We start from the raw sequence: 15,627 nt of genomic DNA, 5'->3' as shown, positions 1-15,627 counted from the left end.
CATGATCTGACCTGCGAAAACGCCGAATCGGCAGGTCGCGACGGTGCCGTTGGATGCACTTGAGCGCAGCTCGATCCTGTTGTCCCACCTTGACTTCTCCCAATTTCCTCCCATCGTCCTCCCATAACGAGTCTGTGTCGACCACAGCGGGCGTCGAACGCCTGTGCGCGAATCAAGTGAGCGGACTCCTTGCCAGCAACAGCATGGCCGTACCCACGACTGCCATGTCAGTATCACTTGATCGCCAGCCGAAGCTGTGACGCTTCAACTCGCAAGTCAGAGCTGCAGTGCCGATTTTGATACCCCGCAAGCGCCTGACCTGAGTGGACGGCATTCTCGGCAAGCACAGCGTCCGCGATGCAGTCGAACGCGCACCCTTCGGGTCCTGCTACCGGCGCCTGCCACGACGCAGCACCGTCGACAGTGCCAGGAGTACCTCCGCCAGCGCCTTCAACACCGCCGGACGCTGATGTGGTCGGCTGCCACGTAGGGCAAGCCATGCAATGACACAGGCGGCGACCGTGGCGAGCGCCGCACCTCCTAGGGCTGCCAGGGTCACCATAAGGGCAAGGTCGTGGCTGGTGGCTGGCACGTCATGGGTGAACTGCCGGCTGAGTCGAGTCACGGTGAACACAAGGTCAAGTCAGCCAGACGGACTGTTCTCGGCGGGACAGGAACTTCGCGGGGTTGTAAGTTGCCGGTATGGCACGGCGCGCACCGAGTGCAGCGGATCGGGAACTGCTCGTTGCTGCCGCCGCCGCAGGGTGGCCGGTGTCGTACTTCCAGTTGGAGCGGTGGCGTGCGGCTGGGCTGGTGCCGCGCAATGTGCGGAGAGGGCTGGGGCGCGGCCGGGGCACGGTGTCCGTCGTCCTGCCGGAGGCACTTCCCCTGCTGTTGGCGGTGGCGAAGAACACCCGGCAGGGCAGGAAACTGCCTGGCGGCGGCCCTCTGGAGCGGGTGATCAAAGGGCTCGCGGTGCCGGACGCTGTAGTGCGTGCGGCAGCGGCCCGCCAGATGCGGCGGCTGGCCAGGAGTTTCGCACCGGAGGGCATCGGGGAGGCCCAGTGGCAGCGGCGTGACGCCCGTGCCCGCGCGAACGCAGGTACAGGGCTTGGTCAGGGTCTGAATGGTCTGCTCGACGACAGCGACGACGAGGACGTGCCGACGCGGCCGGAGTGGAAGGACGCGGCGGCGGCGTTCGCGCACATTTGGGCCGGCGACGTTGACGGTGCGACGGGGGAAGACCTTGTCCGCGGGATGATGGTCGCGACCGGCAGGCCGGAGGTTGAGGTCGAACAGGCGTTGGCGGAGGTCCGTGCGCAGGAGATGGCCGGTGTGGACCTAGTGGAGTTGTTGGTGCCGCGGATGTCGCTGCGCCGCACGCTCGACGACTTGGCCGAGGTCGATCTGGCGTTGTTCAAGCGTGCGTTGACGGCGATGGGGATGATCCAGGCGGGCCACGGTGCCTTGACGCTCCAGGCCCTGCATACCGTTGTGCGCCGCGAGATCGGACCGACGGAGTTGGACAGTCTCATGCCCGAGTCGCTGCAACGGGTTCCTGAGGGCGTCGACGAGCTGCGCGCACATCCGGCCTGGGCGTGGCTGTCCCGTATGATGCCCACGTCGCGATACTGGCTTGCTGAAACCGTGCTCGTGACCATGGTCGCGCTACGCGATCCGGCGATCCTGGCGGAACTGGAGGACTACCGCGACAGGTTGGTGGCGACCGTGTTGTCTCCGCCTGCACCGGCCTGATGGTCAGCGGACCTGACCGCGCCGGAAGCGTGTTCCGGTGTGGTCGGCGGTGGCGGGTCTGTTTGGATGTGGTGATGGGTCTGGTCAAGAGCTATATGGCGGAACTGGAGGAGCGGGGCTTCGGCGCCGTCGACGGCCAGGCGGTGTGCTTGGCCTGCGTGCTGGACCCGACGTTGCAGGAGACGCTGCGGCCTCGGCTCGCCGAGCACGAGTGTGCGTTCTGCGGTGCCCGCTCCGGTGATGCCGGTGAGCCGATCGCGGTTGATTTCGAGGACCTCATGCATGCGGTCATGCTGGCGGTGCGGTTTCTATACCTGACCGTCGAGGACGCCTGCATGCTCTACGACAGCGAGGACGGCGTGTACGTCGGGGGCTCGGTGTACGACGCGACCGAGGTGGCCTACGCGGTCTGCGAGGGCGACGTCACCGACGAGGTGGTGCAGGCCATCGGTGCGGCGATTATCGAGGACGCTTGGACCGAGGCGCATGGGGACTCCGGACCGACCCGGACCGACGAACGCTTGAGGTACGGCTGGGAAAGCCTGTGCGACCAGGTCAAGCACCGTTCACGGTTCGTCTTTCTCAGCACTGCTGACCCGGACCCGCATCCCGACGACATCACCGCTCCGATGCTGCTGCGGCACCTGGAGCGGATCATCGATCGTCACCGCTTGCGGCGCATCGTGCGGGCCGGGCGGAGGTTTTGGCGCGGGCGTCTGACTAGGGATCCCGACGATCTGCTGCGGCTGGCCAATGCCGAGCAGTTGGGCAGCGCTCCCCGCCATCGCGCGTCGAACAACCGCTTCAGCCCTGTCGGCATCTCGATGTTCTACGGCAGTGACAGCGCCGACACCGTCGTGGCCGAGATCGGTGCCCACGGCACCGGCGACTACGCGGTGATCGGGGCGTTCGAGACCGTCCGGGACCTGCTGCTGCTCGACCTGGTCGACTTGCCGCCGGTGCCCAGCCCTTACACCGAGGCGGGCCGCGGCAGCCACTTCTATGACCTGATCTTCCTACACCGCTTCGTCAGCGACCTAACCAAGCCCGTCGTCCCCGACGACCACCTCCACATCGAGTACGTGCCCACTCAGGTCGTCACGGAGTATCTGCGCTACGCCGCAGCCTCTCCGGTTGACGGCATCCTGTTCCGCGGAGCCCAGGACGGCAGGGTCAACACGGTGCTGTTCTGCGATCCAGACGGCTGCGTCGACGACATCACCGCACCTCGTGAGGTGTGGGAAGCCAAGCCGTATCTGCGTTTCGCCGCGGACTCCGCGCAGTTGCGCCTACTGTCCTCCTGACTTCTTCGAGAACTCCACCTTGAGCGGTACCTGCCTGTACGTGCCAGCGGTGATCAAGCACGCCAGCCGCCGGATCCGCACGAAACGCACTCGCTGGTCGCGCCATCCAGCGGTACCCTTCATCTTCTCGAATCAGCAGGAGCCAGAGATGGATCGGTGTATCTTCTGCAAGAACTCTTCGACAGGGTCACGCAGTGTCGAGCACGTGGTACCCCAGGCATTGGGCAACACGACACAGACCCTTCCACGCGGCGTGGTGTGCGACAAGTGCAACAACTACTTCGCCGTGAAGATTGAAAAACCGTTCTTGGAGTCCGAGACAGTGCTCCCACTGAGACACCATCAAAAAGTACCGAACAAAAAGGGGAGAGTGCCTTCCCTTGACGTTTCTTTCGGGCCGGACATGCCGGCCCGGCTTCACACTTTCCCGAGATTACCGTTCGCCGGGATCGTGGAGATATCACCCAGCGGTCTGATAGCAGTGAAGAAGTCGGGGTCGAAAGTCCTGAACGCGCCTGCAGCTCGCGACGAGTGGCCAGAGTACGTAGTCTCGCGATTCATGGCGAAAGCGGCAGTGGAATCACTTGCCGCCCGAGCAGAGACTCAACCGCAGCTCCTCGACTCCCTGGTGGACGACGTGCCGTTGGAACCACTCAGGAAGTACGCCCGCTACGGCGAAGGGCCTTTGTGGCCGCACCGCTCCCGCCGCATCCATAGCTGCTGCCTCTCGTGGAAACTTCCCGATCAATCGATAGTGCAACGGATATGGGAGTCGGACCTCTTTTACACCGACGACGACCACCTGCACTACACGTTGTCAATCTTCGGACTCGAACTCACGATCGACATGAACGCCAGGTCCACAGCCTCGTACAGTGACTGGCTGCGCGACAACAACGACACGAGCCCCCTGTTCGATGAACAGTATAGAAATTCGCCTACCAACGGGATTCCAGTATGCGACTACTGCGACGCGGAACTCGCGTCACCGGCCACTGGCTGCCCATGCGGCGCCACTGCGACGCATGACGCGAGTTCCCGCTCGGCCGCACAGAACGGCGCTCATCACTGCACCCCTGGTCGCGGCTCGCAACTGTTGCTAGTGGTTCGCGAGTCCATCTGACGGTCAGGTGGGAGGGATTGAGATGGCACTAATCCACCATTTGATGTTGTCGTCGATATGTCGGGGGATGTAGTTCGCGTGGTCCCGGACGGACCGGAGGATCATGGTTAGTTCAGTCGGCGTAAGTTTGGCGGCGTCGGCGTAGTCGCGCAGGATTGTCGTGGTTCCGGTTGGCGCAGCGAGCCCGAGTTGGGTGGCGATCCTGCGCGCTTTGCGGTCGTCGGTGGCCATGTGCAACGCACGTGACCGTGCGACGGCGATTGTTGCGGCTTCGCCGTCATCGATGTCGCGCGCCAGCTCGACGTATACGTCGAGCTCGGAGTCGTCAAGCGTCAGCACCTCGGCGAACGGCAGGTCGTCGGGTGAAGCGCTGCGGCGGCGAACGAGGTGGGTCTGTTGGGCCTGGTACACCTCGCCGCATTCCTTTGCGGCCTGTGTGACCATCAGGAATCGGATGCCGAGGACCCTGGAGATGTCCTCGACCCGGTCGGTGGCGAGCAGGTTGATCGCGATGCACGCGTCCAATAGGAGCGGATTTCCCACTGCCTGTCACTCCACGCTGTCCAGTAGATCGACGATCTGAGGCTGGCCGTCCTCGCCGACGTCCGACGTGGAGGTGAGCTTGTGGAACTCTTTACGCGCTTCGACGACGCTCATGTCCAGGTACTGGGCGAACTGCGTTTCGGTGATGTCGCCGTCGACGTAGAGCTGAGTCGCGAGGGTGCGGTAGTGGTACGGGAGTGGCTCTCCGCTGTCCGGCACGGGCACCAGATTGAGCATGTCGGCAGCGGCGCGCGGCTGGAAGTTGTGGTTCTTGAGGCGGTCCCAGGTGCCGTGCTTGATGAGGTCGAGGGTCTCCAACCGGAGACACAGGGCTTGCACCGATACTCGGTAGGTGTGGGCGAGTTGGATGAGAGTGGTCGGTGTCGCTTTGCCGCCGCTGTCCTGTTTGAGCTCGTGGAAGCGGCGGACCACTCCGTTGCGGGGCATGAGGAAATTCGCGGCGAAGGCTTCGGCGAAGCGTTCGGAGTCGTTGAGGCGGCCGGAGCCGAGGCGGGTGACTTCTGGCCTGTCGCGTGACGCGAGGTAGTGGGCATACTCGTGCGCCATCGTCCAGCGTCGCCGTTGGGGTGGGTGGTTCCGGTTGACGCCGATGCAGCCGCCCAGCGGTTCGACGTTGATGAAGACGCCGGCGACTTTGGATGGCAGGTCGAGCAGGAAGATCCGTAGACCGACCTCGACCTCCAACACTTCCCGCAGCCATTGGAGTGGTCCGTCGCCCAGGCCGAGCCGGTTGCGTTCCTCGGTGGCGAGAGCTTCACCCGCTCCTTGGGGGCCGAGGTAGTCGGTGGGTCGCACGGCGGGGGGCCTGCCGGGCAGACGGCTCTGCGATCGACGCAGCAGGTCGACGTAGTTGTCCGCGAAGTGCTCCAACTCATCGACGGCCTCGTCCAGCTCGGTGTCGTTCGGGCTGGTCATCAAGCCGGTGCGAAACTTGGCCCGGATTGACGCCGGCGGTTGCGAGGGGCGTAGCAGGTTGGCGACGTCCCGCCCGTACAGTCGCGCGAGTTTGACCAGCTCCAAGGGGGTGATCGCGCGAGTGCCCTTCTCCATCGCGATGAGGGTCGGGCGACTGACGCCCAGTTCCGCGGCCACTTGCGCTTGGGTGAGCTTCGCGCTCTCGCGTGCGTCGCGGATCCGCGTGGCCAGTGCCTCGGTCGTCCCGTGCTCATCCACTGTGGTATCCATCGCTCGCATCCTGAAGGCGGTCACCGAACCAGTCGTCGACGCGCAAACCTAGCGAGTCGAGAAAGGACGGCCACTCGCGGGTGTAGGTCGCGAACATGCTGGTCAAAACCTCGGGAGCGACGAATCGCGCCGCCTGCGACAGCGTCGGGAACTCCTCCAGCAGAGCTGGCCACGGCGAGTTTCCCCGTAGACGGTCTGCCAGCCGCGAGGCCTGCCACAGCATCGCGACCAGATTCGCGGTCTTGACCCCTGCCGCCCTCCGGTACACCACTCCCTCGTCGATCCAGGGGTGCGTCGACGCCGCCACCGCTTGCCGGCGCAGCAGACACGACGTGCAAACACCACACGGCGGGTGCCCTTTCACCCGCGCTGCGAAGCTTGTGTCGCACGAGACGCTCGCCGACATGGCCGCCGCTGAGGACTGGGGCACGGCGGACAGGACTTCGGCTTTAGTCATTCCGAGGAATGGGTTGTGGATCACGAAGCGCTCGCCCGTAAGCTCGCGCACCAGGTTCTGCATCAGGGCAACGGTCTTGGGGTGAGCTGACCTCGTGGCCTGGGCGCCGAGCTGAGATCTGATGTAGGGCAGGTTGACAGCCCCGATGCCATTCTCGCAGAACCACAGTCGGCGCACTCCCAGGGTCAGAGCGGTCGCGGCGCCGGACGCGAGGAACAGTAGCCCGCGGGAACGTTGCGAGGATTCCTTTGCCCCTGCGTTGCCGGTCAGGTGCCGCTTGAGGTTCGCGTTGTACTGCAGGTGTCTCGCGTCGTCGATTCCCAGTCGACGCAGCACCTCGCGTTGCACTCCGGCCATGTGGCCGTTGGTCACGACGCTGACTGGAAGCAGGGGGTTCGCTGGCGCGTGGACGGCCAGGCCCGCAGAGGAGTCCAAGCCACCGGAGAACAACACGGGTTCGACGCCTTCGGGTAGGAAGTCGACGAGGTAGCCCTGCCCGGAAGCCAGTCCACGACCGCTGGAGCGCGCGAACGAGCACTCCCACCGGTCGTCGGTCAGCCACTCCAGCAGCATGTGAACCTCCTCCTGTGCCGCTGCCCAGCGGTCTGGTTCACGAACCTGGATCACCGCGCGAATCCTGCGGCCCCAGTCATCCCCGTTGTCAAAGCCCCGGTAGCGCGGTCGCTCGACCATCCTGTCGAGCGCGTACACGGACGCGGCGAAGTCCAACAGATCTGCCGCCACCACGGGAAGGTGGCGGGACAGCCGGTCGACCACTCCGGTGCCATCGAGCCGGGCATCAACACCGAACCGGACGCGCTGCTCGTGTGGCGACGAGCCCGACCAATAACGGACCACCGCGTCCGAGGGTGTGATGTCCATGGCCTTCACAGGTCGTCCAATCCCGTATCCATCAGTTCACCCATCGGCTTCACTGATGTGCGCCGATCCGGAGCACGAAGCCCTTCCCCTGACGGGCGTCGGACCAGCCGGTCACGGAGGAGTGCCATCGGACGCGACTGGCACAGCTCGTTGATCAGGTTGCGTAGCTCGACCATGGTGAATTGCCCCTCGGCGATCAACAAGGGCACGATGTGATCGAGCCCTGCCTCGGCGACACGGCGGAGCAACTTTTCGGCAAGCGCCTCCGCCGCCGCTGTCGGCGACACCAAGTTCATGCCCGCCTGCATCGTGGCAACCACTTCATCGAGCAACCGCCCCAGCACTCCACCGGAAGCCGACGGACGGTCGACGACCACCTCGCCGCCGCCATACCCCGCTGCGCCAGCTTCGGTGATCCCTCCTGCGACAGCATGCAGGTCCGGGACACCGCCTGCGGCACGGATGAACTTGGCGACCGCGGATACCACCGCGTCCTCCACCTCAACTGTGGAGGCACCGGACTTGAGCAGATTCGCGACCTTGCGCCACTTCGCCCCCGCACGCCACGCCAAGTAGTCACCGTCAGGCATGACACCTCCCAACCTCTTGACATCGAGAGTACGCCTCTAGGGAAGTAAGCTGTCAAGAAGTAAAACACTTGGGCGGTCCGGTCACACTCCCGGCGACCCACCGACACGTACCCGCTGATGGTCGACACGAGGAACTGGAGCCCTCGACATGGGTGCCACTACTCACCGCGACGTGCAGAAACAACCGATGATCTACACAACGACACCATTCAAGATCCATACGCTCGGCACGCGTATGGTAGTTTGAGGCATGTCCGACAGCTTCGGCGACATGGTCAAGCAGGCACGGAAGAGGTTGGGCTGGAATCAGCGCGACCTTGCTGGCCGCCTGGAAGTCGGCCAGCAGGCGGTCAGCAACTGGGAGCGCGGCTCGACGTACCCGTCAGCGACCATGGTGCGCCGAGCCGCAGAACTGCTCAGCCTTGACGTCAATGCACTGAGCAAGCCCGAACCGGCTAGAGCTTCGCCCGGCGAGGTCGCCAGGGTGCAGCGTCCGGTACGCCCCCTGGTCACCAGACTTCCACTGCACGAACTTCAACCCGACGTGTTCGAGCAGTTCAGCGCGGAACTGGCCGCTGCGCTGCATCCAGCGGCACGAGTCAGCCGGTTCGGCGCTCAAGGACATACCCAGTACGGGATCGACGTCATCGTTCACCACCCTGACGGCCTGCCGACCGGAATCCAGTGCAAGCGGGAGCAGAAGTTCGGTCCGGCCAAGGTGAAGGCGGCGATCGACGAACTGAAGATCGACGTCGGCCACTGCTACCTCTTCCTCACCCGCGTGGCGACGCCCCAAGCACGACAGGCGATCGCCGATCACCCGTCATGGACGTTGTGGGACATCGACGACCTGTCCCGCGAGGTGCGTTCACTGCCGGACCGGGACGCCGCACTGCGGCTCGTGGACACCTACTTCCCCGGTTGGCGGGAGTCGTTCCTGGGCGTGCCCTCTCCCGGACCGTGGCTGCCGCCGGACGACTTCTTCCGCCCGTTCCTGAAGGGGGGCATCTACTCCCACGACTGGGAACTCGCCGGGCGCGTCGTCGAGTTGGCCGACCTGCGGGCCTATGCCGCCGATCCCGATCGCAAAGAACGGGTTGCCGTCGTCACCGGACGCGGGGGGATCGGCAAGACACGACTGTTGCGCGCGGTCGCAAAGGAACTGGACGCCGAGGAGCACGTCACTGTTCGATTCCTCGCGACCGACGTTGACGTCGAGACACGGGACTTCGAGGTGCTCCCGCCCGATGACGGGCTGCTCGTCATTGTCGACGACGCGCACGACAGGACCGACACCGCCGCGATCATCGCCGGCATCCGGCGGTTCCGCCCGAACGCCAAGGTGCTGGTATCGCTGCGCCCGTACGGTCTGGCGCAGCTCTTCACCGACCTGCGTTCCGTCGGGGTGCACCCCTCGGAGGTCCCGAAATCGGAACTGGACGACCTGACGTTCGAGGACGCCGAGCGCCTGGCGCAGGCCATCCTCGGTGCCGACGTCGAGCCGCAGGTGGCGACACAGCTGGCCGTACTGGCACCGGACTGTCCCCTGCTGATCGTTGTCGGCGCCGCGCTTGTGGCGAGAGGAACGTTGCACCCCGCTCGGCTGGAGGGCAGCGAGGACATCAGGTCTGAGATCCTGCGGATGTTCGGAGCGGCCGTGGTCGATGCGCCGGGCACCGGTGAGACCGAACTACGGCGCGAGGTCCTCAAGGCGGTGGCCGCGCTCCAGCCGTTTCGCCTGAACCAGCCGACCTTCCAGGAGGCCGCGTCAACGCTGACGGGCAAGCCTTTCGACCAAGTGATGCCTCACTTGCGTGCCCTGCGGGACGCGGGTGTGCTGCTTCAACGGGGCCAGTCCGTCAGGATCGTCCCTGATCTGCTCGGCGACGTGCTCCTCGCTGAAGCCGCCGTCGACGGTCCTTCCGGCGCGTCCACCGGCTACCTGGAACGGGTGTGCGGCGCCACCTCCGGGGAAACGCTCGCACACGCCGTGGTCAATGCCGGACGCGTGGACTGGCAGACCCGACAGCTCGACAACAAATCGGACTCCGCCGTCGAGGTACTGTGGAATGCGCTCACCGCCGAGTACGAGGCCGGTGAGGCGTCCTCGCGGCGTCGGATCCTGCAGGCGGTCCGCCACGTGGCGGCCTTCCAACCCGTCCACGCCATCGCCCTCGTCCGTAAGGCACTCGACGACACGCCGGTGACCACGGAGCCTGTTGACCCGGCGATCCTCACGGCGAACGACGACGTGACCGTCGACCTTCCGGGCATCCTCCACCGTGCCGCATTCGGCCTCGATCACCTTCCCGAAGCAGCCGACCTCTTGTGGGAGATGGCCCGCCACGACACGCGGCAACCGCATCAGTACCCCGAACACCCGGTGCGGCTGCTCGCCGAACTTACCGAGTACGCCGTGGGCAAACCCGTCGAGTTCCAGTACGGCATGATCGCGAGCGCACGGCGCTGGTTGCATGACGACGACGTGGCCGCACACACGCATTCCCCGTTCGCCGTGCTGGAGCCCATTCTGGCCACCGAGGCTGAGCAACGGCGATTCGACGGACTCACCATGACTCTGCGGGCCTACCCGGTCAACGTCGAGGCGGTGCATCCTCTCCGCGACCTCGTCGTCGACATGGCCTTCGCCGAGGCGCGTAAGGACGACGTCCGTCGCGCTGTGCGAGGAGTCCAGGCACTGGAGGCAGCGCTGCGATATCCAATGGGGATGTTCGGCCGTGCGATCAGCGCCGAGGAACACGACCACTGGGCTCCGATGTTCCTCGACATCCTTAACCGCCTCGCCGAGTTGGCCGCACACGCCGGGCTCGACCCGGCCGTGGCGGTCGCCATCCGTCAGGCCGTGCACTGGCACGCTTTGTACGCAACCGGGGAAACTGCTCACCCCTCCCAGGCGGTGCTGTCAGCCCTGCCGACCGACCCCGAGCACCGACTGGCGCACGTCCTGCACGACATGTGGGGACCCTCTACGCGCGAACTGGACGACTACAACGAATACAGCCGTAAGCAGGAGGCGCACCTCGCCGACGTTGCTGCGGATGTGTGCCGCCGCTGGTCACCCGATGAGGTGATCGACCGCATCGTCCGAAGGCTGATCCTGGACGGCTACGCCTACGGTGCCGCCGCAGCCGCCCCTGGCCCGTTCATGTGGACCCTCGTACGCGATCACGCCGAAGTCGGTGCCGCCCTCGTGCGTCGAGTGGTCTCCGACCGCTCGAACTCCGAAGCCGCCGAACTGCCCGCATTGGGAGTGCTGCGCGAACTCGTCCCTGTGGTCCTGAGCGTGCTGACCGGATCATTGCCGACCCAGGCCATGAGCCTGGCACGAGCGCTCGTCGACGACCCGAGCATCGTTGACGCCAGGGCTGTGGCATACGCCTTCGGTTCGGGCCGCGGTAACCGCACGACCCTGCTCGATGGTGAAGCCGACTTGCTCCGAGAGCTGATCGTCCACGGCGATCCGCACGTGCGTCGGTTCGCTGTGTCCGCGTCGAGGTTCCTCGGCGACGACAATCAGGAGCTGGCGATGCACCTGGTCACCAACGTTAGGTTCGGCGACTCCTCCCAGCTCGCCGCCGAATTGGCATCGCTCCTCAAGACATCGGGCACCGTGTCATGGAAGCATTTGACCGATACCCAGAAGATCGATCTCCTAGGACAGTTGCACGAATGTCCTTCAATCGACGACTACCACGTCACCCACCTAATCGCCGAGATGTCGACCGACCGGCCCGAACAGATCCTCGAACTGCTCATGCGCCGCGTCGAGACCTACGAACACAGACCGTCTCCGGCCGGGTACAAGCCTCTTCCTCATGAGTGGCACAGGCCGCTGCACTTCCGGGACAACAGGGACTTCGAGCGATTTCTGCGACGGACACTCGACTGGATCGCCGGAAACCTTGAATCCTGGATTCGAAAAACCATGGGGGCGCGGATTTTCGCGGCTGTCGCCCAACAGTACGACGAGGCGGTCCTGCGAGTGTTGCTCGACGCCATCACGTCCGCCGACAGAGGAAACGTACTTGCCGTTGGCGCGGTTCTCGATACCGCACCGCGCAACTTCGCCTGGAGCCACAGCGGATTCGTCGTCGAGGCAGTGCGCGCCGCCGAGAAGTTGGGCGACGATTGCGTACGCGCCATCGGCGGCAGCTTGCACTCGGCCGCGATCCGTGGCGTGCGCATGGGCACCCCAGGACAGCCCTACCAAGAAGACATCGAACAACGGGACAAAGCCGCCGAAGTGGCCAGAACACTGCCCGCCGGCTCTATCGAACACCGGTTCTACTTGTCGCTCGCCTCAAGTGCCGAGTTTCGAATCGAGCAGGATTCCAACAGGGATGACGTCCTTGACGACCCGCGCACTTGGTAGGGACCTAGAGAAAGGTTCGAACAAGGTCAAACCCTAAAGAAACCCGAACGACCGGCGCGCGCCGCGAGGCTGCGTCTCCGACACCCGGACATTCTGGTGCCCGAGACACAGCCCTGGATCGCTCGGTCAGTACCCGACTCCGGCGGGCCATTCACCTCACCCTGATTTCGTGATCATTCCTCGACAGGCGTAGTACTACAGCCGCAATCTGGAATACTTGAGGCGTTGTCGCTGGTAGTGGCTGTGCCGGGCGCGGGTCTGGTGGAGTCGTCGCCAGTCCGACCAGTGGTCGATGTGTGTTCGGGGATGCGCGGGCCGGGTCAGGCTGGCCCATAGGCGTCTGATCTCGTTACGCGACAACGGAATCAGTCGCTTGCCGCCTCCTGCGGAGCCCTGTGCATGCCGATAACCTCATCCACGCAGGTAAAATGCCTACGCAGCCCAAGCGTCCGAAGCGATCACGGGCAACGGTTGCCATCCGCGTGATGTCGTCCAGCACGGCATGATGGCCGGCTGTGCTGCTCCGACTGGCCTACCTCAGTGTGACCAACGCCTTCGTTTTGCTGCGTCTGCTACCCATGAGCGACCGGGACAAGGACACGGAAATCCTGGCGTTACGGCACCAGATCACCGTCTTGGAACGCCAACTGGGCAACGCCCGTCCACGGTTCTCCCGCGCCGACCGAGCGTTCCTCGCGGCACTGCTGCACCGACTCCCGGTCGATGCGCTTCGTCGGCTCCGACTACTGGTACGCCCGGAGACGATTCTGCGGTGGCACCGAGACCTCCTCGCCCGCCGCCACGCAGCCAGATCCCGACCCAAGCGGCCCGGACGCCCAAGGACCATCCGCTCTATCCGACTCCTGGCGCTGCGCCTGGCACGAGAGAACCCGACCTGGGGCTACCGCCGCATCCACGGCGAACTCCTCGTCCTCGGCATCAAGGTCGCCGCCTCCACCGTGTGGCAGATCCTCCGGGACGCCGGGGTCGACCCCCCGGTACCCGAGCGCACCACGACGACCTGGTCGGCCTTCCTCCGCTCACAGGCCGAGGCGCTCCTGGCCTGCGACTTCTTCGAGACCCGCACGTTGAGCGGAGCCCACCTGTACGTGCTCGCGGTCATCGAGCACGCCAACCGCCGGATCCGCGTCCTCGGCGCCACCGCGCACCCGACCACATCCTGGGCCGCCCAAGCCGCCAGGAACCTCGTGATGGACCTCGAAGACGAGGGCCGACACGCGCGGTTCCTGATCCGCGACCACGACGGCAAGTTCCCCGCCCTGTTCGACACCGTCCTCGCCGAAGCGGGTACCAGGGTCGTCCTCAGCGGAGTCCGCATCCCGCGCATGAACGCGATCATGGAACGCTGGATCCGCAGCTGCCGCCACGAACTCCTCGACCGCACCCTCATCTGGAACCAGCGGCACCTACTCCACGCGCTACGCCAGTACGAGCAGTTCTACAACACTCACCGACCCCACCAAGGCATCGCCAACGCCCGACCGCTACAACCGCTGCCACAACCGACCACCGATCAAGCAGCGGTCACCCGACTCGACATCCGCCGACGACAACGACTGGGCGGCATCCTCAACGAATACCACCACGCCGCCTGACCTGCACGGATGATATTTTCGGCAGGCACAGCCCTGACCTCGGCCTGCCCGGAGATGACCGCGCTGGCAAGCGTTGTGCGTTCCTTCGCCACCCTGCTCGTACCCCACAAGGACAATCCCGCCCGGTTGACGGCGTGGACCACCGCCGCACGCGAGGCGGACCTACCGCACATGCACTCCTTCGCCCGGGGCATCGACCAGGACACCGACGCCGTCACCGCCGCGATCACCCTCGACCACCACAACGGACGCACCGAAGGTGTGAACACCAAGACGAAGCTGCTCAAACGCCAGATGTACGGACGAGCCAGCTTTGCCCTTCTCCGCCACCGCATCCTCCTCGGATGACACCACCGGAAGTGCGCCAGAGCCGCTCGTTTTACAGTCCCGCGCGGCGCAACGAGTTCAGGGCAGTGCGGCGAGAGGTGGTCGAGTTGCGCGAGAACCTCGTCGCCGCCGCGAGGACCAAGCCCGTCTGGCACCTACCGTGGACTGCGGTGTGCCGGAGTACCTCCAGCAGCTGGCAAAGCCGTGGATGGAGATGCCGGCCAGCGGCAAGCGGCTGGAGGTGGATATTGAGGGGTGAATCAACAAGACGTCCGGACGCGGCTCCATCTTGCTGGGCATGGACAACGAGGACGGCGAGAAGCCCGAGAAGCTGGCCAGTTGGGCGTGTTCTCGACTCGGCGAGCTACGCCGAGGTGGTGCCCCGCCTGTTCGCGTGGGCGGACGTGCAGGTGCACGAGGGAACCTACGAGGACGCGGCGCAGTACGCCCAGTACGAGACCGCGTGCGTCATCTACGACAACGAGGGTGACCGCTTCGTCACCGAGGACTTCCGACGAGTGGCGCAGCGGCAGGTTGGCACAGTGCCTGCGGCCCTACGCCAACGGCGCTGGCGGAGTCGACTTCTGGCGCCTGGAGCTGACGCTCAACGAGCTGGGCAAGGCGTTCCTGGTGGTGGACAGGTTCGAGATGGACGGCCGGAGATTGTTGACGTAGAGCGGGTTGCCGACGACAGAGTCGTTCGCGCCATCACGTTGACCATCGCCGCGGTCGTTGCGCACACCTCAAACTTCAGGTTCGGCAACGTCCTAGATCTTATCCTGCGACTCGGCGTCCCCGGACGTCTACCGGGGCAGCGTTGGGACTCATGTCCCAACGCCCCGTTGGGGACGGGTCGGAGCCCGCCCCTAACGGGTGCTGCTCGGGCGTGGACAGCCCGAAACTTGACTCCACCACCAGGCTGCCGGGGTGTGTGAAACCGCTGCCCAGCCCTGTTCCCATCCTTTGGTACTCCCGCCGGGGATTCGAACCTGCGCAGCTACCGCCGAGCCTTTCGTAGCCACCGGCCAACACTACGACCTCGGAGCGCTACGACCGCTGCGGTGCGCCTGCGCGGCCTGCCCGTCCAAGCCCACACGACCCGGTCCCCGTAACCCGAACATGCTCCTTGAACACCATCCAGACGACCGCCGCCCGAGGACCACCGCCTCAACACCACACCAGCACCGTCCATCGGATCAGGTGCCAGCGCGCGATCCATGAGATCGACAGCGTGGACCGCCTGGACATCGCCACCGCACGCGCCGCCCGCGACCAGGAAGAACACCCGAACGGAGGACACGATTCGCTTTAGCCAACGCGACCCCATTTCGCCCTGCGCAAACCGATCCTCCCAAAATCCTCCCAAATACCGAGTTACCGATCAGTACAGACCACTGTGGACAATCGCCCCAAGATCGAAACGGGCGCACG

Annotated in this window: 10 protein-coding genes and 1 pseudogene; 7 read left to right on the top strand and 4 right to left on the bottom strand. The window is 65.1% G+C overall.

Annotated elements, in window-relative coordinates; translation table 11 throughout:
• Positions 1–771: 771 nt before the first annotated feature.
• The 3 genes from Q5530_RS31515 to Q5530_RS31505 all read left to right on the top strand — a co-directional run bounded on the left by Q5530_RS31515 (position 772) and on the right by Q5530_RS31505 (position 4,182).
• Positions 772–1,755 carry a hypothetical protein gene (locus Q5530_RS31515; protein WP_415366460.1) on the top strand — a complete coding sequence of 328 codons (984 nt, stop codon included), beginning with the start codon at positions 772–774 and terminating at the stop codon, positions 1,753–1,755.
• A gap of 74 nt (positions 1,756–1,829) precedes the next feature.
• The gene (locus tag Q5530_RS31510) at positions 1,830–3,059 is read left to right on the top strand and encodes a HEPN-associated N-terminal domain-containing protein (protein WP_415366459.1); all 1,230 of its coding nucleotides are present in this window, start codon (positions 1,830–1,832) and stop codon (positions 3,057–3,059) included.
• Between the two features lie 49 nt (positions 3,060–3,108).
• Positions 3,109–4,182, top strand: a complete 1,074-nt coding sequence (locus Q5530_RS31505; RefSeq protein ID WP_415366458.1) for an HNH endonuclease — start codon at positions 3,109–3,111, stop codon at positions 4,180–4,182.
• A 3-nt stretch (positions 4,183–4,185) separates the two neighbouring features.
• Here the strand turns inward: Q5530_RS31505 and Q5530_RS31500 are convergent, their stop codons facing one another.
• Genes Q5530_RS31500 through Q5530_RS31485 form a run of 4 tightly spaced genes read right to left on the bottom strand, consistent with a single transcriptional unit; the run spans position 4,186 to position 7,860 of the window.
• The gene (locus Q5530_RS31500) at positions 4,186–4,707 is read right to left on the bottom strand and encodes a hypothetical protein (RefSeq protein ID WP_415366457.1); all 522 of its coding nucleotides are present in this window, start codon (positions 4,705–4,707) and stop codon (positions 4,186–4,188) included.
• Between the two features lie 24 nt (positions 4,708–4,731).
• The gene (locus Q5530_RS31495) at positions 4,732–5,931 is read right to left on the bottom strand and encodes an ImmA/IrrE family metallo-endopeptidase (RefSeq protein ID WP_415366456.1); all 1,200 of its coding nucleotides are present in this window, start codon (positions 5,929–5,931) and stop codon (positions 4,732–4,734) included.
• Complete coding sequence (locus Q5530_RS31490; RefSeq protein WP_415366506.1) at positions 5,912–7,270, bottom strand: 7-cyano-7-deazaguanine synthase; 1,359 nt, start codon at positions 7,268–7,270, stop codon at positions 5,912–5,914. The genes Q5530_RS31495 and Q5530_RS31490 overlap by 20 nt, the downstream gene beginning before the upstream one ends.
• A 5-nt stretch (positions 7,271–7,275) precedes the next feature.
• Positions 7,276–7,860, bottom strand: a complete 585-nt coding sequence (locus Q5530_RS31485) for a hypothetical protein (RefSeq protein ID WP_415366455.1) — start codon at positions 7,858–7,860, stop codon at positions 7,276–7,278.
• Between the two features lie 250 nt (positions 7,861–8,110).
• Between Q5530_RS31485 and Q5530_RS31480 the strand changes: the two genes are divergently transcribed.
• The 4 genes and pseudogenes from Q5530_RS31480 to Q5530_RS31465 all read left to right on the top strand — a co-directional run bounded on the left by Q5530_RS31480 (position 8,111) and on the right by Q5530_RS31465 (position 14,871).
• The gene (locus Q5530_RS31480) at positions 8,111–12,253 is read left to right on the top strand and encodes a helix-turn-helix domain-containing protein (RefSeq protein WP_415366454.1); all 4,143 of its coding nucleotides are present in this window, start codon (positions 8,111–8,113) and stop codon (positions 12,251–12,253) included.
• Positions 12,254–12,768: 515 nt separating this feature from the next.
• Positions 12,769–13,869, top strand: a complete 1,101-nt coding sequence (locus tag Q5530_RS31475; protein ID WP_415366453.1) for an integrase core domain-containing protein — start codon at positions 12,769–12,771, stop codon at positions 13,867–13,869.
• 33 nt (positions 13,870–13,902) lie between these two features.
• Positions 13,903–14,217: pseudogene (locus Q5530_RS31470) on the top strand (transposase); the annotation flags it as partial.
• 465 nt (positions 14,218–14,682) lie between these two features.
• Complete coding sequence (locus tag Q5530_RS31465; protein ID WP_415366452.1) at positions 14,683–14,871, top strand: hypothetical protein; 189 nt, start codon at positions 14,683–14,685, stop codon at positions 14,869–14,871.
• Positions 14,872–15,627 lie beyond the last annotated feature (756 nt).

The sequence above is a fragment of the Saccharothrix sp. BKS2 genome (genome assembly GCF_047689505.1).
GTDB lineage: Bacteria > Actinomycetota > Actinomycetes > Mycobacteriales > Pseudonocardiaceae > Actinosynnema > Actinosynnema lopnurensis.
The sequence above is the reverse complement of the archived record's forward strand: the minus strand, read 5'-3'. Positions and strand labels throughout refer to the sequence as shown.

Coding starts and splice junctions, on each gene's coding strand:
- Q5530_RS31510 (WP_415366459.1), top strand. CDS start 1,830: ATGGGTCTGGTCAAGAGCTATATGGCGGAACTGGAGGAGCGGGGCTTC.
- Q5530_RS31495 (WP_415366456.1), bottom strand. CDS start 5,931: ATGGATACCACAGTGGATGAGCACGGGACGACCGAGGCACTGGCCACG.
- Q5530_RS31490 (WP_415366506.1), bottom strand. CDS start 7,270: ATGGACATCACACCCTCGGACGCGGTGGTCCGTTATTGGTCGGGCTCG.
- Q5530_RS31485 (WP_415366455.1), bottom strand. CDS start 7,860: ATGCCTGACGGTGACTACTTGGCGTGGCGTGCGGGGGCGAAGTGGCGC.
- Q5530_RS31480 (WP_415366454.1), top strand. CDS start 8,111: ATGTCCGACAGCTTCGGCGACATGGTCAAGCAGGCACGGAAGAGGTTG.